Genomic DNA, 20,323 nt, shown 5'->3' with positions numbered 1-20,323 from the left:
TGACTCGTGGCCGGCCTCAGGCCTCGATCGGGGCCGTCCGCTCTTCGAGATGGTAGACGTACCCGGTTTTCGCGTCGCGGTCGAACCCACACTGCTCGTAGAAGGCGTGGACGCGTTCGTCCTCGCGACTCGTCTGCAGGAGGACCTTCTCACAGCCCTGGTCGGCGGCGCGATCGATCGCGTGTTCGAGACACTGCGAGCCGTACCCCTCGCCGCGTTCCTCGTCGTGGGTGACGACGTACTCGATGACCGCAAACGGCTGGCCACCGCGGGCGACGGCGGGGATAATCGTGAGCTGACAGGTCGCGACCAGCCGATCGGTGACGGTCCCGAGGACGGTCGTGTTCGGGTCGGCCTGGATCGCGTCCCAGGCGTCGTCGACCGCTTCCGTGCGCGCGGCGGACTCCTCGGGAAACAGCATCTCGTAGAGGGCGAGGAGGTCGTCGAGTTCGTCGGGGCGGACGGGCCGAGTCGTCGGCATACACCTCCCAGCGGCCCGACCGCAATCAAGCCGTCGCTACGGATCGTACTCGGTCGCGACGACCTCGCGGATCCGCTCGGCGGTGACTGCACCGACGCCACTCACCTCGCGAAGCTCCTCTTCGTCGGCGGTCACGACCGCCGCGACCGACCCGAGTTCGTCGAGGAGCGATCGCGCGGTGACGGGGCCGACCTCCGCGATGGAGGCGACGGTGTACTCCTGTTGTTCGGGCAGTGTCCGGGACTGCTTCTCGCCGTGGACGCTGATCGCGCGGTCGGCCCGCGACTGCTCGCGGTTGGCGATGGCGGCGAGCATCGCCGCCGTCCCTTCGCTGTCGGCGGTCCGAAGCACGCTCACGCCGAAGTCGGCGGCGAGTGAGGCGAGCGCACCCCGGATCGCGTTGGGGTGGACCGACCGCTCTTCGAACAGGCCGTCGCCTTCGAGGATGAGGACGGGCCGGTCGTAGTATCGGGCGTCGCTGGCGATCTGCTCGAAGATCGATCGGTCGCCACCCACCAGCGAATCCAGGAAATCGGGGACGGTCTTGCGCTCGACCACGACGCGATCCGAGCAGACGTAGTCTCCGACGTCGAGGGTCTCCAGGCGGGTCTCGACGCCCTCGCGGCGGGCCAGATCGCGTCCGATCGCGCTGTCGAGTTCGCGCTGATCGATGACGATTTCGACGGTGTCCGCGCTCGGTTCGGGCGGGTCGGGCCGGTCGCCCGCGACAGTCTCGCCGTCGGGCAGATCGCTCGGATCGGGGACGGGATCGCTCCGCCCGTCTCCGTCCGCACCCTCGGCGTCCGCCTCTTTGGCGTCGTCGGTCGACTCCCCGGCGTCGCGGGCGGTCGCCGCCTCGTCGGTGCGGTCGTCGCTTCCGTCGGTGTCGCCATCGCCCTCTCGACCGTCGCCGCCTTCGAAGGCACCGAGGTCGGTCTGGCCACCGTCAGCGGAGGTCGCCGCGGTGTCGGGTGGTGAGACGTCCGGTGTGGACGCGTCGGGATCGACTGCCGACCCGCCACCGCGAAGCTCTCCCTCGATGTCGCCTTCGAGGGTCTTCAGCGTCTCCAGTTCGTCGTGCATGCGTTGCTGGTCGCGACGGGCCTTCCAGAAGTACGCCTCGTCGCGAGTGTCCTCCGCGATCAACACGTGGACGCGTCCGGCGGCCTGGCGACCGGTCCGGCCCTTGCGCTGGACGGCCCGGATCGCGGTCGGGACCGGTTCGTAAAAACAGACCAGATCGACCTCGGGGACGTCCAGGCCTTCCTCGGCCACACTCGTCGAGACGAGCACCTCGAATTCGCCCGCGCGGAACGCGTCGAGAGCGTCCTGTTGTTCGGTCTGGGTCATGCCCGCGCTGGTCTCGGTGTCCGACTGCCCGACGAACTTCCGGGTCGCGAAATGCTCGCCCAGGAAGGCGACGAGTTCCTCGGCGGTGTCTCGCGATTCGGTGAACACGATCACGCGCTCGCCGTTTTCGATGCCGAGGGCCTCCGCGATGAGCATGCGCACCCGGCGGAATTTCGGGTGGAGGTCGTCGTATCGGCGGGCGCGATCGATCGACTCCCGAACGCGGGGGTCGCTGACGACACGCTGGTCGGCCTTCGACGCCCCCGAGGAGCGTGCGCCCTCCTGCAAGCGCTCGAAGTACCGCCGGAGCGATTCGACGCTCTGGGTCTCGACGTAGGTCAGCGCGGTCCGCAGTTTCCGGATCTCCGCGAGATACGACATCGCCTCGTAGCCCTCCGATTTGTCGGCGTCCATCAACTCCTGGACGCGACCCTGGATCGCGTTGATCTCCCGCTGGGCCAGGTTCGGGTCGGTTTTGTTCGTCACACCGAGCTCTTTGAGCGTTGCCAGCCGATCCGCAATCACGTCCGCCAGCCCGTCGCGAATCTCGATGACGGCGTCGGGCAACTCGATGCGCTCCCACTGGATGTCGGTGTCGTGGGTGTACTCCGCGACGTCGCCGTCTTCGCGGGTCTTCACGGCGACCGAGCGCAAGCCGAGGGCTTCACACACCGCCAGGATCGACTCGCGGTCCTCGCCGGGCGAGGCCGACATCCCGGTCACGAGCGGGTCGTCGGCGGTCGCGTGATACCGTTCGGCGACGAACCCGTAGGGGTAGTCGCCGCTCGCGCGGTGGCACTCGTCGACAGTGAGGTGTGTCACGCTGTTTAGGTCGATCCGCGAGCCCAGGAGGTCGTTCTCGACGACCTGCGGGGTCGCCATGACGATCCGGGCCTCGTCCCAGAGTGCGGCCCGGTCCGCGGGTCGGACCTCGCCGGTGAACACGACGATCGCGTCGTCTGCGATCTGGAGGGTCTCCCGATAGAACGCGGCGTGCTGTTCGACCAGCGGCTTCGTCGGCGCGAGCATCAACAGGGTCCCCCCACGAGTCGCCAGGCGGTGGGCCCCGACCAGCAGACTCACGGTCGTCTTGCCCAGCCCGGTGGGCAGACTGACCAGCGTGTGGTCGCGCGCGGCGCTCGCGGCCAGATCCAACTGGTACGAGCGGCGTTCGAGGGCGTCGTCGACGACGAGGTCGTTGTCGAACAGCGCGTCGCCGTCGGGGGCGGTCATCGACGGCGATTCGTCCGGGCCCCGGTTAAAGCTCGCGTCCGTCGCTCGATCGCATCGCGGGCCGCCGTCGCCACGGGATCGTTCAGTCTCGATCTGACCGTCCACAAGGCATACACCCCGACTCTGCGATACGTCGGTATGCACCGCCGTCACGTCCTCGCGCTCGCCGCGCTCGCCGTCCTCGCCGGCCTGGCCGGCTGTTCGGCCGAGGGATCGCTGTCGATGGACCCCGTCGCGAACGAGTCCGCGATTGCCGAGCGGGCGTCGGTGTCACTCGACGCGTTCGACGGTGCGGATCGCGCGCTGATCGCCGGGGCGATCGACGACGAGGGGCCGACGGCGACGGGGGAGCGCCCGCCGATCGAGCCCGATCGGCCGATCGCCGCCGCCGACGGCTATCATACGCTCTCCTGGTCGATCGTCGAGAACACGACGCGACCCCGCTACGACGTGCGCTTCGAGGTCGGCCCCAACGCAACGTCGGGCCGGTCGATCGCCTACGAGGACCTCCCGCCCGTCGATCGCGAACACGTCCCGATCGACGAGTTGCGTGAGATGCTCGACCGCGAGGACGGCCCGCGTGCGATCGGGTTCAGCGAGGTCTACACCGCCGACGAGCGCGACGAGTCAGTGCTCGTGGCCGACAGCGAGTACGAGACGCTCCTGGTCGACGGCCGGCGGGTCGCCATCGCGAACGACGGCACTCGCGAGGTCACGGTCCACACCTACCGGTACGACGCCGAGCGGGTCGCCCCGTCGGCCGCGGCGTTCGCCGGCGACCTCCGATCGGAGTACGCGTTCACACTCGCGGGACTCACCGACGCGGAACGCGAGATCGTCTCGGAATCGACGACGGACACCTACTATCAGACGTCCGATAGCGAGGCCTGGTCGCGACTGGTGGATCGGTTCCGGGACGAACGGCCGGTCTACGCCGACCACGACACTCACGAGTATCTCGTGATCTACGAGGGCGAGCAGTACTGGGTGACACTGTACGACGTGGACCTCGGCCGGCAGGACGGCGACGCGGTCGGGGTCACGCCGTCGTGAACTGTGCGGCGAGCGCGTCGGCGAGCGCGTTCCCGATGCACGCGGCCGCCGCTGGTCGGTCTGGTGGCCGCAAAACCGGTGGGCGGTGGAGCCGATCAGCCGAGATAGTCGTCGAGCTTGCGCGTGTAGGCGTCGTAGATCGCGATGAGCCACGTCAGGAGTGCGAGCGGCACACCGATGAGGAACAACGACAGTCCGGCCGAAACGAGGATCGCGACCAGCAAGATTGCCCCGATCTTCGTTCGTCCCTGATACAGCTGTCCGACACCTGGGATGATCGCGGACAGAATCACCGCGATCAACCGCTCGTTGTCTGATGCCATCGGTTGTGAGCGCACTCCGAGGGCTGTTAACTGTTTCCATGTGGGTCGGTTTCGACCGCGACGCGGATACCCCTCCAGCTACAAGAGTTAAGACCGCCGATCCACTACTGTCGGGCAGTGAGTACAAGCGTTGAGGCCGTCGTCGTCGATCCGGGCAGCGACGATCACGTCGAGGCGGCCTGGGAACTCAAAGAGCGGATTCGCGAGTCCGAAGGCGTTCTCCGACAGCGACGCGGCTTTTTCGTCGACGCCTATCGCCGCTCGACGGTGTTCTGTTATCTCGACCGGACCGAGACGACACCGGTCGTCGGCTTCGCCGTCGTCCGCCGAGACGGCTACGTGCTCTTTCTCGCGGTCGCACCAGACTATCGCGGTCACGGCTTCGGTCGTCGGTTGATCGCCCGGGTGGCCGACGAGAACGGCGAGGTGAACTGCCACGTCCGGGCGACCAACCGCTCGGCGCTGGGTTTCTACGAGGCGGTCGGCTTCGAGATCGAACGCCGAATCGATTCGTACTACGAGGACGGCGGCGACGCGTACTATCTCCAGTTGCGCGACGACGGTCTCGCGGGCCGGTTCTCGATATTCTAGGTCCAGCGGCCGATCGCGAGGACGACGAGTGCGCCGAGGAGCACGCCCCCGACCAGTGCCCCGACGATCCAGAGCACGGGGCTGCCGGAGGCCTTCTCGCTCGGCCCGGCGCTCGGTGTGGTCGTCGCCGCAGTCGCCGTCGACGACGCGACGGCCTGGCTGGTCGGCGCCGCCGATCCAACCCGGACCTGGCCGTGACGATACTCCGTGATCGACAGTTCGGTTCCGTTGGGGGCGAACGCCTTCGTGGCCGACGGCGCGATCCACAGCGTGGACGGTGTCTCTGAGGGGCCGATCACCTCGAAGGTCACGCGCGCGACGACGGGATCTGTGACGCCGTCCGATCTGGTCTGGGTCACCTGGAGGACGCCGTCGTCGCCGGCGACGACGGGGTCTCCGAGGTCGACGCCCGAGACCGACTCCACCGCGAGGACCGAGGCGTTGTACTCGATCCGCACCTGATAGCTCGCCACGGTCGCGTCAGTGATCGCGACGGGAACGGTGACGGTCTCTCCGGGGGCCCCAGTCGCGTTCCCGACGGAGACGGCGGTCTGTGCGCCCGCGACCGACGGGGCGAGGACCGCGACGACGACGAGTGTGACGGCGATCGAACGGCGGGACATGCCGGCAGTCAGGCCACCAGTCGCTTCTGGAGCGCCAGCACGTCGCCGGCGTCGACGTCACCGTCGGCGTCCACGTCGGCGGCGCTCTCGTCGATCGCGACCGACTCGCCCACCAGGTGCCGCTGGAGGAGGACGGCGTCACCGGCGGTGACGCGGCCGTCGTCGTCGACGTCACCGAGCAGGTCGACGCTGACGGTGCTCTGCCCGTAGGCGGCGTCGAGTTCCGTCCCGTTCGTCCCGAAGACGGCCGACTCGCCCGAATCGACCTCGATCGTGGCGGTGTCGTTCACCTCGCCAACGACCTCGAAGGTGATCTGGGCGACCGTCGGCGCGGAGGCCGACGTTGCCTGTGCGGCCGTGATGTTGATCAGCCCGTGGCTCTCGTCGATGTGGCTGACCGGGCGTTCGAACTCTCCATCGCTGATACCGACCGGACGGACCACCGAGGGGTCGTAGCTGATCTCCAGTTCGTAGCCGGCGATGTCGTCGCTGTGGACCGTCACTGGAACCGTTACGTTCTGGCCGCTCCCGCCAGACGCCGATCCCAACTCGACGTATCGCGTGTCCCAGGGGTCGTACTCGACGTTCGCGCTGACGCGCTCGCCAGCCCCGCCGGGGTTCGTCGTCGGGTTGTACGGGCCGGACGGCGCGCCCCAGTCGTTGTGCGTGGCGTCGACGTTCGCTGCCGTGTTGCGGTTCTGGACGCCGTAGGAGTCCGTCTCGTCGAACGCGTTCGCCCGAACGGTCACCGCCGACGCGTTCATCTCGGTGTCGAGTTCGACACCGACGTCGACGTTCTGGAAGGTGTTGTTCGTGATCGAGACCGCTCGCTGGTCACCGGCGCTGGAGCCCACCAGATAGATCCCGTTGACCCCGCCGGTGAACGCGTTCCTCTCGATCGTGAGGTTCTCGATCACGGCCGGACTGCCGTCGTCGACGGTCTTCGAGAGCACGCCGTTGGCAGTGACGTCGACGACGTTGGCGGTCACGCGAACGTCCGAGAGGGTCGTGCCGTCACTCGCGACGACCCCGACGCCGGAGTGAGCCTCGATGCGGTTGTGGGCGATCACCACGTCCTCGTGGTCACCCGCATCGACGCCGTTCACGAACGTCGCGCCCGCCCGGTAGTCCTCCATGACGAGCCCCTCGATACGCACGTCCTCGACGCCCGCGCCGAGCGTCACGGCCGGGGCGTCGCTCCCCGTCCCGTTCATGACCGGGGCGTCCTCACCCGGGCCTGGACGGTCCTCGCCGGGTGTTCCGACGATGGTCAGATTCGAGGTCCCGACGGTGACTGCCTCGCTGTACTCGCCCGGCTCGATCTCGATCGTCGTCCCTGTACTCGCGTTGTCGACCGCTGCCTGGATCGACGTGTAGTCGCCGTTGCCCGACGCGTCCACGACGATCCGGTCCGACACTCCACTCTGGGCCGACGCGACGCCCGCGAACGCCCCACCGACCACCGCGACGACCGCGAGAACGATTGCAGCCTGTCGAATACCTATCATTTCGCCCATTCGTTTTCTCTTCGGATTGCAAACCCATAAAATCTATCGATCATCGCAACGATGGGATCGGTCCACGAGTGGGGCCGATCGCTTATGGGCTGTCGCCTCCGATCGACGGGTGTGAGCGGGTTCGTCGCGATCGCCCGACTGGACGGGACGCCTGTGGACGTCGACGCCGTCGAGCGTGCGGTCTCGGTGATCACCCACCGCGGCCCGGACGGTCGCCGTTCGCTCGTCGACGGGTCGGTCGCGCTGGCCCACCTTCAGCACCGGACGACGCCCTGGCCCACGGGGTTTCCACTGCAGGACGGTCGGGTGCTGGTGACCGGCGCGGCCCGGATCGACAACCGGGCCGCACTCCGGGACCGACTCGGTCCGTTCGACGACCCGGTCTCGGACGCCGCGCTCGTGCTGGCGGCCTATCGGCAGTGGGGCCGGGCCTGTCCCGTACACCTGGTCGGAGCGTACGCGGTGGCGATCGTCGATCGAGCGGCCGACCGGGTCTTCCTCGCGCGCGATCACGCGGGGCTCCGGCCGGCGTTTCTGGCTCGGACCGCCGACCGGGTGGCCGTCGCCTCCGACATCGAACCGTTGCTCGCGCTCGAATGGGTCACGACTGCGGTCGACGACGGCGTGGTCGTCGAGGGCCTCGTCGGCGCCGCCTCGTCGGCCGCGCGGACGATCTACGCCGACGTCGACCGCCTCCCGGCCGGGACGAGTGCGACGGTCACGACCGACGGGATCGAACGACGCCGGCACTGGCGACCCGAAGCGATCGACCCACTCGATCTGCCCTCCGATCGGGCCTACGAGGTCGGGTTTCGCGAACTCTTCGACCGTGCGGTCGCAGATCGCTGTCGCGGCCCCGCGGTCGGCAGTCTCCTCAGCGGTGGGCTGGACTCCTCGGCGGTCACCTGCGCGGCGGCCGGCCACCGATCGCAGATTCCGACGTACTCGCTGGGGTTCGACGCGACGCCGGTCTCCGACGAGCGCGAGTACGCCCGAGCGGTCGTCGATCACGTGGGCGCGCGATCGACCGTCGTCGACGGCGACGCCCCTGGCCCGTTCGCGGACGCCGAGGCGATGCTGTCGGCGGTCGGCCGGCCGATCCGTGGCAACACGACGTATCTCCACTGGCGGCTCTACCGGGCCGCGGCGGCCGACGTCGACGTGGTGCTCGGCGGGTTCGGCGGCGACGCGGTCGTCTCACACGGCCTCGGGCGCCTCACCGATCTGGCGCGGCGTGGCCACTGGCTCGGCCTGGCGCGGGAACTCCGCGCGCGAGCACATCACCGCGGGGAGTCGCCCTGGCGACGGCTGTACACCGACGCCGTCCGCCCGCTGGTGCCCCGCTCGGCCCGTCGTCTCGCCCGTCGACTCCGGGACGGTGATCCGATCGAGCGCCTGTCGCCGGTGATCGACCGCGATCGGGCCCGCGCGGTCGCGTGGCCCGATCGCCTGCGCCAAGCGCAGGTGACGCCCTCACCGCTGGCGACCCATCGCGAGCGACAGGTCGCCGGCCTCGCACGGCCGAACTGGCAGTTCGACCTCGAAGCCGCGAACGCGCTCGGCGCGGCCGCGGGCGTCGAGCCACGATTTCCCTTCTTCGATCGCCGGCTGATGGCGTTCTGCATCGGGATGCCCGCCGATCAGTCCCTGCGAGACGGCGTGTCCCGGTCGATCCTCCGGCGGGCGGTAGAACTCCCCGAGCGGGTTCGGGACCGCCACCACAAGAGTTCGCTCGCGCCGGCCTATCGGCGCGCGCTGGTCGACGAGCGCGAGCAGATTCGTCAGCTGTACGACACTACGCCGGACGCCCTCTGGCGGTATCTCGACCGCGACGCGTGTCTCGGGGCGCTCGACCGAGCGGCCGAGGGCCCGTTTCCGGCGTTGACGGCGCGGGTCTACCGGCCCGGGATGCTCGCGGCGTGGTCCCACCACCGGCCGGACGCTCCCAAGCATTGAAGTGTCTCACCGCGAAAAAAGACGTATGGATCAAGACGGCACCGACGACTACGAACCGCCGGAACTCCACGAGTACGGGGCTGTCGAGCACCTGACTCGGGGGACTGGAGGCGGCGACTTCGACGCGTTCGCGACCGGGTCTCCCTGACACTCGGGATGGCGACCCGCGAGACGTACCGCTGTTTCGATCTGCTTTTCGACTCGCCGGTCGAGTTACCCCTCCCGACAGCGACAGGCGACCCGGACGTTCGGATCGAGACCGGGACGGTCGAGGAGAGGGTGCTCGCCGCGCCCGTCGACGAGACGCGCGGCGGTGTCCGGATTCCGGACGTGGCGACGCTGTCGGCCCACGAGGGGCGACGCCTCGTCGTCGACCGCGCCGAGGGCGTGTCGGCGGCCGCACTCGCCGGGCCGATCCTCGGCGTCGGTATCGCCGCTCTCTGCCATCAGCGCGGGCGGGACTTGCTCCACGGCAGCGCCGCACTGATCGACGGCGGGGTCGTCGTGATCGTCGGGCCCTCGGGGGCCGGCAAGTCCACGCTCGCGATGCAGCTTGCCGCGGCCGGTGGGACGGTGCTCGCTGACGACGTGGTGCCCGTTCTGGCCGACCGTCCGGCGCTGATCGCCGGCCCACCGCTCGTCCGGACCACGCCGACGGCCGTCGAGGCCACCGGGCTGACGCCGGTCGAGCGCCACCCGCTGGCGACCGGCGACGGCGCGATTCACCGCCTGTCGCCGGACCGATCCGGCGCAGTCCTTCCGATCGATGCGATCGTCGCCCTCGACGATGACGGCGGGCGTCGGTCGCCGGCCGCGGCAGCACTCACGCTCTTGGGGGCCTCATACACCACCCATCTCGACGCGCGGCCGGACACCGTCGAGCGGACCGTCGACCGGTGGACCGCGCTCGCTGAATCGGTCCCGGTCGTCTCGGTCGCGGGGGCCGACGGCGACCGATCGGCAGTCGAGACCAGGGCCGCGGTGCGAGCCGTTCTGGAGGAGGGGAACGTAGCGTGAACGGCAACTGTTTTGTACAATCACCCGTTCAGTTGAATTAGTTGTTATGACCCCTGCCACCACACAGTCGGTCGACCTCCCGCCGGAGATCGTCGATCGGGTCGAGGACCGACTGTCGCGGACCGAGTTCGATTCCGCGAGCGAGTACATCACCTTCGTGATCGAAGAGGTGCTCGCCAGCGTCGAGACCGACGACGCCGTCGACGACACGGTCGACGAACAGGAGGTCGAGGACCGGCTCAAATCACTCGGATATCTGGAGGACTGACGGCGATGGGTGGGGTGGGTGTGGATCCGGCGACGGCGGTCGAGCGGTGGGGACCGGCGGCGTCGATCGACCCCGTGGACAGCGCTCGTGGAGGGCCCCGTCAGTGACCGACTCGCTCACCGTCGTTCACGTCTACGACGGCCACGAACAGGTCTACGACGGCCGTGGGTCGGTCCCCCGCGTCGTCTGGCATCTCGCCCACGAGACCGCCCGAGAGGGCCACGACGTGCGCGTCGTCGAGCGGCAATGGGCGGGCCTGCCCGCGAGTGCCAGCCACGACGGCGTCACCTTCGATCGCATCGCACTCCGGACCGGGGCCGACGAGCCCTGGGAGCGCGTGCCCTACGATCAGGTCACGTCGCCGCTCGGCCTGGCCCGTCTCGTCGCCGACCGGACGAACTTCGCGCGGCGGGCCCGCCGCCGCCTGCAGGTGATCGACCCCGACGTGATCCACGTCCATCTCCCCTTCGCGGCGAGCGTGCTCGCGACGGTCGCGCCCGGATTGCGCGAGCGAACGGTCTACACCGCCCACCTCGGGGAGTTGCGCCTGGACGTCCTGACCGACGACCAGCGCGCCGACGGCCTGGTGAGCGCGCCGTCGATCCTCTCGGTCGCGTCGCCGGACCGGTATCTCGCGACTCGCGTCGCGCACACGACCGTGCTGAACGACGACGTCGCCGACGCGTTCGTCGACTGTGGGGTCGACCCGGCGACCGTCTCGGTGTTGCCCAACGGCGTCGACCTGGAGCGGTTCGGGGACGTCCCGACGGCCGAGCGCGAGCGCGTGCGGGAGGCGTACGGCCTCGGTGACGGTCCGGTCGTCCTGTTCGTCGGGACGGTCATGCCCCGGAAGGGTGTGCTCGATCTGGTGCGTGCGATCGGTCAGGTGGACGGCCCCGCGCTCGATCTGGTGGTCGCCGGCGAGGACGACCTCGACGGCGAGTACGTCGACCGGGTCCAGGCGACCGCTCGTGACGTCGGCGTCGCCGGCGCCCTCACGATGCCGGGGTTCGTCCCCGAGGCCGACCTGCCCGCGCTGTACGCGATCGCGGATCTGTTCGTGTTGCCCTCGCTCGAAGAGGGCTTCGGCATGACCGCCGTCGAGGCGCTCGCGGCGGGCACGCCCGTCGTGGGGACGACCGTCGGCGCACTGCCCGACCTGCTCGGTGCGGGCGAGCAGGGCCTGCTGGTCGATCCGAACGATCCCGACGCGCTGGCGGCGGCGATCGACCGCGCGCTGGCCGACCGGACAGGCCCGAGCGTCGAGCGGGCCGCTCGCGAGCGCGCGGCCGAGTATTCGTGGTCGACGGTCGCCCAGCAATGTATTGCGACGTACGAGGAGATCATATGACACGGAATATCGTCCTGATCACATACGACAGTCTCAGAGCCGACCATTGCGGTTTCATGGGGTACGACCGAGAGACGACGCCCGCACTCGACGCGATGGCGTCGGACGGGCTCGTCTTCGAGAACGCCATCGCGTCGGGGGTTCCGACCATCGCTTCGATGACGGCGGTGATGACGGGCGAACACTCGCTGGCGAGTCCCGAGATCGGGTTCAACACCGAACAGCGTGAACAAGTCACCTCCCGACGGACGATCGCCGAGGTGCTCTCGAACGCGGGGTACAGTACGGGGGCCCTGTCGCCCAATCCACCGGCGTCGTCGTATTTCGGATTCGACAGCGGGTTCGACTGGTTCGAGGACTTCCTGGCCGAGGACACGGGCGTCGTCGAACGGGCATGGAACCGTGTGTTCCGGAATTCCATCGAAGGCGGTGGGCTGTCGACGTACCTTCGACTGTTCAAAAACGTGGTGACGAAAGACGAGATCCTTCGCCCCTGGTCGGACTTTTACGACCAGATCATGGCGTGGCGCGAGCGCGTCGAGGAGCCCTACTTTCTGTGGGTGCTCTTGCTCGAACCGCACCATCCGTGGATGCCGCCATCGGAGACCCAGCGGTGGAGTTCACGCTCGGACAAGTATCGGGCCTTTCAACAGTACTACGAGATGTTCACCAACGGGTGGGAACCGGACTTCGACGACGAGACTCACGACCGTCTCGTGAATCTCTACGACGATTCGATCCGATACGGCGACCAGTTTCTCGACCGACTGCAATCCGATCTCGCTGCGGACGATCCGGTGTTCGTCGTGCACGCCGACCACGGCGAGGAGTTCGGCGAACACGGCCGGTACGGCCACCAACCCTACCTGACCGAGGAGCTGATTCACGTCCCGCTCGTCGTCGGGAATCTCGGACGCGACGAACGGGTGTCGGATCCGGTCGGGTTGCGGCAGCTCGCACCGACGATCGCAGACCTGGCGGACGCGTCACAGTCGTTCAGAGCGCCGTCGATGCTCGACGATTCGGGGCGGCCGTGGGTGACCTCGAAGGTGTTCGCCGAGGGACACCGTCGCGCCGCCGTGCGGACGCGCTCGGGGAAATACCTCAAGGACGGTGACCGAGAGGCGCTGTACGACCTCGGGGCCGACCCGGGCGAACAGGACAACCGCGTCGAGGAGTCGCCCGAGGGACGCGACGCGTTCTCGGACGCGCTGACCAGGCACGTCCAGATGGAGACGGAGACGCGAGCGATCAGGGCGGCGGTCGAGGAGGTGTCCGATACGTGAGCGACGACCGGCCGAACATCGTGCTCGTCACGATCGACAGCCTTCGGGCCGATCACTGCGGGTTCATGGGCTACGACGAGGAGACGACGCCGACACTGGACGCGATGGCGTCGGACGGACTCGTCTTCGAGAACGCCGTCGCGCCCGGTCCGGCCACCCCCGAATCGATGCCGGTCATCTTCACCGGTCAGTGGCCGGTCGACCGCGAGACGGACGCCGACTCGACGCTCGTGGCGCGCCGTGAGCGCATTCGATCGCACATGGAGGCCCGAGAGACGCTGCCCGAGACGCTCCAGCGCCGGGGGTACACGACGGGCGCGTTCACTCCCAATCCGTTCACGTCGCGACACTTCGGGTTCGATCAGGGGTTCGATCAGTTCGAGGACTTCATGGACGAGTCGAACCGTGGCCGACTGTATCAACGCGTGTTCGACGGGTTTCTCGACGAGAGTCGGGTCTCGTCGCTGGCCCGCGTGTTCATGAACGTCTGGCAGCGCGAGGAAGTGTTCAAGCCCTGGGAGTCCTATTACGACGACGCCGTCTCGTGGGCGAGCAATACGGACGAGCCCTATTTTCTGTGGGTCTTTCTGATGGACGCGCACAACCCCTACATGTCGGACTCGGAGTTCCGGCACCAGTCGCGTATACAGGAGTTTCACGCGAACTTCGAGTTCTGGCGGCAGAGTCACGAAACGCCGTTTTCGGACGGGCTGCACGACAAACTGGTGACGGCGTACGACGACTCGATCCGGTACAGCGACGCCTTTCTCGGGCAGTTACGCGAGGATCTCGACGACGCGATCGTCGCCGTCCACGGCGATCACGGCGAGGCGTTCGGCGAGCACGGATTCTACGGCCACGAACCGTATCTCCACGACGAGAACGTCCACGTCCCGTTCGTCGTGGACGGCGTCGACGATCGGACCGTCTCCGAGACCGTCTCGCTTCGGGAGCTCCCGTCGTTTCTCGGGGCGCTGGCCGACGGGTCGGAGCCGGCGATGTCGAGCGCGCCGGGGGTCCGTGTGTGGACGCGTGACGGATCGGCGGTGCTGGTCGAGGCCGACGGCGAGCGCCGGATCGTCGACACGTCGGCGGTGTCGGGGGCGTGGACCGAGGGGGACGACCCCATCGACGCCCTCGCCGAGCGGTTCCGGACGCACCTGGCCGAACAGTCACGGATCGCGGACGCCACGGCGACGCTCGCCCGCACCGAACAGCCATGACCCGCGACATCGTGATCGCCCACGGCGGCGACGTGTCCCATCCCACCGGCGGGACGAACCGCGTCACGGCGTTCGCGTCCGGGCTGGCCGAGCGTGGGTTCGAGGTCACGCTCGTCGTCCCGACGCCCGATCGGGACCTGCCCGAGCGGCTCTCCGCGGTCGAAGTGTCGGACGTCTCGACGCCCAATGCGAGCATTCTCGACGAACCGCTCCGCGCGTCGCTGATCGTCCGCCGGGCGAAACGGCTGGCCAGGGAGTCCGACGCGACCGTCCAACTCGAACACTCGACGCTCGCCGGAATCGGACAGCTCTGGGGGCTGCGGGACTACGTGCTCGACATGCACGACCTGGCACACTCCTCGTCGCGGTACGGTGATCTCCCGCTGGGGGGTCTCGTCCAGCGCGCCATCTACGGTATCGAGAGCCGGGCGATCGAGGCCGCCGGCGACATCGTCGTCGTCTCGGAGAACATGCGCACGCTCGTCGCCGAGGAGTGGGATCGCGATCCACGCTCGATCAGCGTCATCCCGAACGGCTACGACGGCGAGACCGTCGCGCCGTATCGGACCGACGAGACCGTGGCCGGACGGGTCGTCTTTCTCGGGACGCTCCACCCGAAACTCGACGCCGAGGCGTTTTTCGAGATCGCCGCGCTGCCCGAGGTCGAGGAACTCATCGTGATCGGGGACGGGGCCAAACGCGAGGCCCTGGAACGGGGCAAACGCGAGCGCGACCTGGACGCCCTGGAGGTCCGGGGGCGGTTGCCCGACGCGGAGGCGTTCCCGCTGCTCGCGCGGGCCGCGGTGGCGATCAATCCACAGACGCCCTCGTCGCTCCAGAAGGCCTCGTCGCCGGTGAAGATCTATTACTACGCGGCACTCGGGGTCCCGATGGTGCTTTCGGAGGGCCCGAGTGTCGCGGACGACCTCGCGGACGAGTCTGCGGCAGTCGTCGTTTCCCCCGAGGACGCTTTCGGGAGTGCAGTGCAGGGAGTGCTTCGGGACGAGGGCCAGCGATCGACGATGAAACGAAATCTCACGGGGTTCGCCGACGCGTTCTCGTGGGATGGACGGGTCGAATCACTCGCCGAGTTGTACTGATATGTGTGCGTCCGAACTGTCGGTGTATCTGGATCGCAACGATGCGACGTGGACGTCACAACGACGGTATATGGATCGGTTGGCGGACGAATGCGATCGAATCGACGGTGTCGACGTGGTCGACACTCCGGGGGCCGCTGACGTCATCCACTTCAACTCTCTCAACCCACTCGGTCGCCTCGTCCACGGGAAAGAGAGCCTGTCGAGACACGTTGCCGATCTCTCTCGGATCGTTCGCTCAGACGACACCGCAGTCGTCGTGACCGAACACGGTGTCGAGGAATTCTCGGACGTCGAGGCGACGATGTACCTCGAATCGAACGACGCAGTTCGACAGTTCGCAGATAGGTTCAAACGCGGTGTGGAGCGGATATTTAGCAGATACGTCGACGCGATCATCGCGATCAGTTCGATGGATCGTGAGTACCTTCTGGATGCAGGGTTCGACAGCCAGCAGGTCCATTTCGTCCCTCACGGGGTCGACGAGGCCTTCTTGAACTCGCCGACGACATCGAGAGACGGTGACTTCGTCTTTCACGTGAGCAAGTGTTCGCCACACAAGAATCCGTCTGCAGTGATCGAAACTGCCAAGCGATTGTCGAGGCGAATGGTCATCGCGGGGGACGGATGGACAGAACACCACGGCGAGGTATTGGATTCCATCGAGACTGTCGAGGTCCTCGGGTACGTCTCCAAGGAGCGGTTGATCGAACTGTACAGTTCTGCCGCCGCGTTTTATTTTCCGTCGACATACGAACCGTTCGGGTTGCCGATCCTCGAAGCATTGGCCTGTGGGACGCCGGTCGTCGCATCAGAGCACTCGGCAGCGAGAGATTTCGACACCGAGGGGGTCCAACTCGTCGATCCCCTCGACATCGGTCGCCACGTCGAACTTCTGGGCCGACTCCTCGACGACGACACCGACCGTGACCGCCGGAGTGCTGCGTCACGGGCGTTTGCCCGCGAGATGACGTGGGAACGAACGGCAAATCTCACGATAAGTATTTACAAAACCGTGGAAAAGAACAGATACGATTGAGATGAACGCTGGATCGTTCGAACGAAACGATGGTCGCGTTCGCCTCCGATTGACCGGGCGAACTCTGTTGGGACTCACGGGATTCTTTCTCGTGGGGATCGTCGTTCCTGCCGTCCTCGACTGGATTGGGCCTCACCTTCCCCTGGTCAGACCAGTGTTCGCCGTCGCCTTTCTCCTATTTGTCCCCGGCGCGTTCGCCTATCTGGCGCTCGGGGCTCCCGAACGATCGCTCGCGACGACGCTCTGTTACATCTATGGGCTGAGTCTCGCCTCGATCATGGCCATCGGGGGTGTGGCCAGTCTCGTCTTGCCACTCGTTGGGATAGATCGGCCACTCACGCTGCCGGTTTTGGTCGGACTGTCGGCAGTCCTGGCCACTCTCGTGGCTGTCTGGAGTGATTCCACGATCGCGCTCAGCGTTCGAACTGAGGACATCGTTTCGCCGGTCCCGCTCGCGTTGCTATTGTTGCCGTTCGCCAGCGTGTTCGGGACCACCCTCTATTCGGTCGGTGGAGTCAACGCGCTCTTGCTCGCGCTCCTCGGGGTGATCGGCGTCATCCCGGTCGGTGTGGCGATGACGGACCGTGGCCGGCGGTACTTGCCGCTCGCCGTCTGGAGTATCTCGCTGTCGCTGGTGTATCACGGTCGGCTGTTCGACTCGTTCACGATCACCCAACCCCTCCCCAATCTCACGATGGAACTCGGTCGGTGGGTCCCGAACTACGCATCGGGAATCGGGTCACTCCTGGCGAACGGCGTTCTGTACCCGGTCTTCGCGGTCGTCACCGGCTTGCCGATGGCTCTGGAGTGGAACCTCGTGAACCCGTTCATCGTCGCGGTGCTTCCGGTGGCGCTGTACGAAGCATACCGTCGGTACACGTCGCCGACGGGGGCGTTTCTCGCTGCCTGCATCTTCATGTTCGCGTACTCGTTTTACGTCCTCTACCCCACGGGTGGGCGGGCGGCGACACCGGTGATCTTCCTCGCGTTGCTCGCGCTGGCGACGAGTGACTCTGAACTGGTCCCGTCGACGAGACACAAACTCGCCTTGCTGTTCGGCGCTGGCGTCGCTGTCACGCACTACGGGACTGCGTACGTCGTCATGTTCGCACTCATCGCCGGTGGGTTCGTGTTCCCGTTGCTCAAGCTGCTCCACGTGATCAATCTCCCCGCGCTGGTGGCATCACGAATTTCTGAGGGACGACTGCGGACTCACCTCGACAGTGTCGCCGAGCGATCGTTCGAGATCGCACGGCCGGCGATCCTCTCGCCGTGGTACGTCGCGTACTACGCCACGCTGGCGCTCGCGTGGTATCTGCACACCGGGCTCGGGGGGAAGTACTCGACACTCCCGACGAAGGTCCTGGACGGAGTCAGGGGCGTGATGTACGCCGAGACCTCGGGGAGTGCCGTGAGTTCGTTCCAGCAGGATTACTCGGCCGTCTCGATCACGGTGGCCAAGTATCTCTACGTCGTCTTTGGGTTGCTCATGGCCGCCGGGATCGCCATCGCAATCTTCAGGCTCGTCGTCGATCGGGAGGAGGTGGTCCCGACGGGCCACCTGGCGCTGGGAATCGGATTCTTCGCCATGTTCGGTGGGTCGGCACTCCCGTCGGGGAACGCGTTCGCCGTCGCGCGCGTGATGATGATCATCTTCACGTTCACCGTGCCGTTCGTGGTGATCGGGCTGGACGAACTCCCGTCGCTTCTGAATCGGCTCCACGCTATCGACGTGGGCCGATCTCTCACCGCCACGCGGACGGCTCTGGCAGTGGTCATCGCCGTGTTCTTCTTGCTCAACAGCGGGTTCGTCGCCGAGACGATCACGAACGACTACGCCCCGAGCAACCAGGTCAGCGAACAGCGATTGCTCGCGAGTGACGTGCCTCGCGAACGGCTCCAGGTGCGGGCGTGTGTCCCCTGTGACGTTCGGACCCACGTCTGGCTCGGTGACAACGTCCCTCAGGGTTCGACGATCTACGGTGACGTGATGATGGGCAACCAACTGGACTTCTATGCCGGAACGATCCAGTCCAGAACGGGCCAGAGTCACCGCTATCAGATGGTCAATTCGACGATGGACGGTCTGCCACCGAACGCCTATCTCGGACTGCTCGGCCACAACCTCGACCTGCAGGGCTTTTCGATCGGGTACAAGTTCAACTTCTACGAGACCGATCTCGGGCCGTACACCGATGGACACGTCCTGTACGTCAACGATCACGCCAAGATCGTCCGGGAACGGAACACGACGCGAGCGGAGCGGGTCAGTGCTGGTTCCTGAACAGCAGGCGATCGACGAGTGAGAGGTCGACGCCAATCTGGTCCTCGACGCGCGTGAGCAACTCGCGGTCCTCGGGTTCGGGAACGAGCAGAACCACGATGGGCAGGTAGACGAGTCCCACCACGGGGACCGTCCAGTAGAGCGGCGCTTCGAGGACGAACAAGGCCGCCGCCGTGAGAGTGGCGACGCCGCCGATCGTCCCGAGTGGGGCGAGCACCGACCGCGAGAACGGGTGGACGGAGAACTTCCGGTGGAGAATCGCGACGCCGAGCACGTCGCCGACGATACCGCTCACGGCCATGCCGATCGCCGCCCCCTCGATTCCGATGACGGGAATGAGCAGGACGTTCAGGGCCACGTTGACGGCGGTCTGGCAGGCGATGACGTACGAGACGATCTTGTTCTCGCCCAGCGCGATGAGCCCCTGGGTGTTCAGCCCCATCAGGATGCCGACGACCTTGGCCACGAGGAGGATCCGCAGGGCCGTCGCACCAGGAATATACCCCTCCCCGAACAGCGTCCCGATCACGAGGCGTGGCGCGAAAAACAGGACGATCACGACCGGGAGGATGATCACGACCATCCACTTCGTGATCAACTGGTAGACGCGGCGCGTCTCGGCGGTCTGGCCCTGATCGTACAACCGCGTCATCATCGGCGGCAACAGGAAGCCTGCGGTCATCAACACGGCACTCACCATGTTGCTGAGTTGCAGGCCGATGTTGTAGATCCCCAGATCGCCCGATTCCAGGAAGTAGCCCACCATGTAGATGTCGACGTTCGTGTTGAGAAAGCCCAGTCCCTGGACGAGGATCAGCGGGATCGAAAACGCCAGCACCGGGCGATACATCGGTTCGGGATCGACGTCGTAAGAGGGGAGAATCCGGTAGGCCATCCAGACGACGAGGACTGTCCCGATCAGCACCGACCCGACCTTCCCGCCGATCGCACCGATCGCGTCGAGTCCCAACAGCAGAAATACTGCCGTGAGGACGAACCGCGACCCTGGCTGGAGGGCCTGATTGATGTACGCACGTGGGCGTGCATCGCGGGCCCCGCGAGCGAGTGAGACTGCGATCTGGTTGATCGTCGCAAGCGGAACGATGACCGCCGCGAGGCGAATGAGTGGCACGAGCGAGGGATTGTCGAAGATACGCCCGGCGATGATCGGCGCAGCGAGGAATATCGCGGCACCGATCGAGAGACCGGACAGGACTCCGAGTCCGAAACCAGCACGGACGACGCCGTGTGCCTTCGCAGGGTCGTCCTCGTAATGAGGGAACTGTCGCATGAGGCCGTCGTCGAGGCCCATCTTGCCGATCAATCCGAGAATGTTGACGACCGAGAGTGCAAGTACGACTTCACCGTAGGCCGCCTCTGTGAGGAGGCGGGCCATCGTGACTTGCGTCAGAAATCCGGCGGCGAGAGCGAGCACCTTTCCGAGGGAGACAAGGACTCCTCCGGAGAGGACTGTCGAGACGGCGTCGACGGCCGATTGGTCGTCGTTTGACTCGGACATTCGTCGTTGCTCGACTTGATTCCGCTTCAGAAGGGATACTGTAAAACGCCACGGATATGCTCAGGGCATCAGGGAAGATTCAATCAGCACGATGTGAGAAGGTTTTATT

At 66.7% G+C, this 20,323-nt stretch carries 18 protein-coding genes; 12 read left to right on the top strand and 6 right to left on the bottom strand.

Annotated features, from left to right (window positions below):
* Positions 1-16: 16 nt before the first annotated feature.
* Together HARCEL1_RS10945 and HARCEL1_RS10940 are read right to left on the bottom strand one after the other, a co-directional pair.
* Complete coding sequence (locus HARCEL1_RS10945; protein ID WP_108383473.1) at positions 17-481, bottom strand: GNAT family N-acetyltransferase; 465 nt, start codon at positions 479-481, stop codon at positions 17-19.
* Positions 482-517: 36 nt separating this feature from the next.
* Positions 518-3,064 carry a DEAD/DEAH box helicase gene (locus HARCEL1_RS10940; protein WP_108384255.1) on the bottom strand — a complete coding sequence of 849 codons (2,547 nt, stop codon included), beginning with the start codon at positions 3,062-3,064 and terminating at the stop codon, positions 518-520.
* A 138-nt stretch (positions 3,065-3,202) separates the two neighbouring features.
* Between HARCEL1_RS10940 and HARCEL1_RS10935 the strand changes: the two genes are divergently transcribed.
* Positions 3,203-4,117 carry a hypothetical protein gene (locus HARCEL1_RS10935; RefSeq protein ID WP_108383470.1) on the top strand — a complete coding sequence of 305 codons (915 nt, stop codon included), beginning with the start codon at positions 3,203-3,205 and terminating at the stop codon, positions 4,115-4,117.
* 95 nt (positions 4,118-4,212) lie between these two features.
* Here the strand turns inward: HARCEL1_RS10935 and HARCEL1_RS10930 are convergent, their stop codons facing one another.
* Positions 4,213-4,440: a hypothetical protein gene (locus tag HARCEL1_RS10930; RefSeq protein WP_108383468.1), complete on the bottom strand. Its 228-nt coding sequence runs from the start codon at positions 4,438-4,440 to the stop codon at positions 4,213-4,215.
* A 117-nt stretch (positions 4,441-4,557) separates the two neighbouring features.
* Between HARCEL1_RS10930 and HARCEL1_RS10925 the strand changes: the two genes are divergently transcribed.
* Positions 4,558-5,031 (top strand): GNAT family N-acetyltransferase, encoded by a 474-nt coding sequence (locus HARCEL1_RS10925; RefSeq protein ID WP_108383466.1) that lies wholly within the window; start codon positions 4,558-4,560, stop codon positions 5,029-5,031.
* Here the strand turns inward: HARCEL1_RS10925 and HARCEL1_RS10920 are convergent.
* Positions 5,028-5,654, bottom strand: a complete 627-nt coding sequence (locus tag HARCEL1_RS10920; protein ID WP_108383464.1) for a cohesin domain-containing protein — start codon at positions 5,652-5,654, stop codon at positions 5,028-5,030. The two genes, HARCEL1_RS10925 and HARCEL1_RS10920, sit on opposite strands and share 4 nt — an antisense overlap.
* Positions 5,655-5,662: 8 nt before the next feature.
* Positions 5,663-7,171, bottom strand: coding sequence for a cohesin domain-containing protein (locus HARCEL1_RS10915; protein ID WP_108383461.1), 1,509 nt, complete (start codon positions 7,169-7,171; stop codon positions 5,663-5,665).
* 111 nt (positions 7,172-7,282) lie between these two features.
* On the opposite strand from HARCEL1_RS10915, the gene HARCEL1_RS10910 reads away from it, so the two are divergent.
* From HARCEL1_RS10910 to HARCEL1_RS10865, 10 genes are all read left to right on the top strand, one after another.
* Positions 7,283-9,127, top strand: coding sequence for an asparagine synthetase B family protein (locus HARCEL1_RS10910; RefSeq protein ID WP_159077108.1), 1,845 nt, complete (start codon positions 7,283-7,285; stop codon positions 9,125-9,127).
* Between the two features lie 25 nt (positions 9,128-9,152).
* Complete coding sequence (locus HARCEL1_RS10905; protein WP_108383456.1) at positions 9,153-9,275, top strand: lasso RiPP family leader peptide-containing protein; 123 nt, start codon at positions 9,153-9,155, stop codon at positions 9,273-9,275.
* 8 nt (positions 9,276-9,283) lie between these two features.
* Positions 9,284-10,144 carry a hypothetical protein gene (locus tag HARCEL1_RS10900; protein ID WP_108383454.1) on the top strand — a complete coding sequence of 287 codons (861 nt, stop codon included), beginning with the start codon at positions 9,284-9,286 and terminating at the stop codon, positions 10,142-10,144.
* 46 nt (positions 10,145-10,190) lie between these two features.
* Positions 10,191-10,412: a hypothetical protein gene (locus tag HARCEL1_RS10895; protein ID WP_108383451.1), complete on the top strand. Its 222-nt coding sequence runs from the start codon at positions 10,191-10,193 to the stop codon at positions 10,410-10,412.
* Between the two features lie 103 nt (positions 10,413-10,515).
* Positions 10,516-11,763, top strand: a complete 1,248-nt coding sequence (locus HARCEL1_RS10890) for a glycosyltransferase family 4 protein (protein WP_159077107.1) — start codon at positions 10,516-10,518, stop codon at positions 11,761-11,763.
* Positions 11,760-13,049 carry a sulfatase gene (locus HARCEL1_RS10885; RefSeq protein ID WP_159077106.1) on the top strand — a complete coding sequence of 430 codons (1,290 nt, stop codon included), beginning with the start codon at positions 11,760-11,762 and terminating at the stop codon, positions 13,047-13,049. The genes HARCEL1_RS10890 and HARCEL1_RS10885 overlap by 4 nt, the downstream gene beginning before the upstream one ends.
* Positions 13,046-14,272 (top strand): sulfatase, encoded by a 1,227-nt coding sequence (locus HARCEL1_RS10880; RefSeq protein ID WP_108383443.1) that lies wholly within the window; start codon positions 13,046-13,048, stop codon positions 14,270-14,272. The genes HARCEL1_RS10885 and HARCEL1_RS10880 overlap by 4 nt, the downstream gene beginning before the upstream one ends.
* Positions 14,269-15,372 carry a glycosyltransferase gene (locus HARCEL1_RS10875; RefSeq protein ID WP_108383440.1) on the top strand — a complete coding sequence of 368 codons (1,104 nt, stop codon included), beginning with the start codon at positions 14,269-14,271 and terminating at the stop codon, positions 15,370-15,372. The genes HARCEL1_RS10880 and HARCEL1_RS10875 overlap by 4 nt, the downstream gene beginning before the upstream one ends.
* 70 nt (positions 15,373-15,442) lie before the next feature.
* Positions 15,443-16,411: a glycosyltransferase gene (locus HARCEL1_RS10870; protein ID WP_159077105.1), complete on the top strand. Its 969-nt coding sequence runs from the start codon at positions 15,443-15,445 to the stop codon at positions 16,409-16,411.
* Between the two features lie 49 nt (positions 16,412-16,460).
* The gene (locus HARCEL1_RS10865; RefSeq protein WP_159077104.1) at positions 16,461-18,695 is read left to right on the top strand and encodes a DUF2206 domain-containing protein; all 2,235 of its coding nucleotides are present in this window, start codon (positions 16,461-16,463) and stop codon (positions 18,693-18,695) included.
* On the opposite strand, the gene HARCEL1_RS10860 is transcribed toward HARCEL1_RS10865, so the two are convergent.
* Positions 18,679-20,214: a flippase gene (locus HARCEL1_RS10860; RefSeq protein ID WP_108383431.1), complete on the bottom strand. Its 1,536-nt coding sequence runs from the start codon at positions 20,212-20,214 to the stop codon at positions 18,679-18,681. The two genes, HARCEL1_RS10865 and HARCEL1_RS10860, sit on opposite strands and share 17 nt — an antisense overlap.
* Positions 20,215-20,323 lie beyond the last annotated feature (109 nt).

The organism is Halococcoides cellulosivorans (assembly GCF_003058365.1).
GTDB lineage: Archaea > Halobacteriota > Halobacteria > Halobacteriales > Haloarculaceae > Halococcoides > Halococcoides cellulosivorans.
This window is presented reverse-complemented; position numbering and strand designations above follow the sequence as displayed.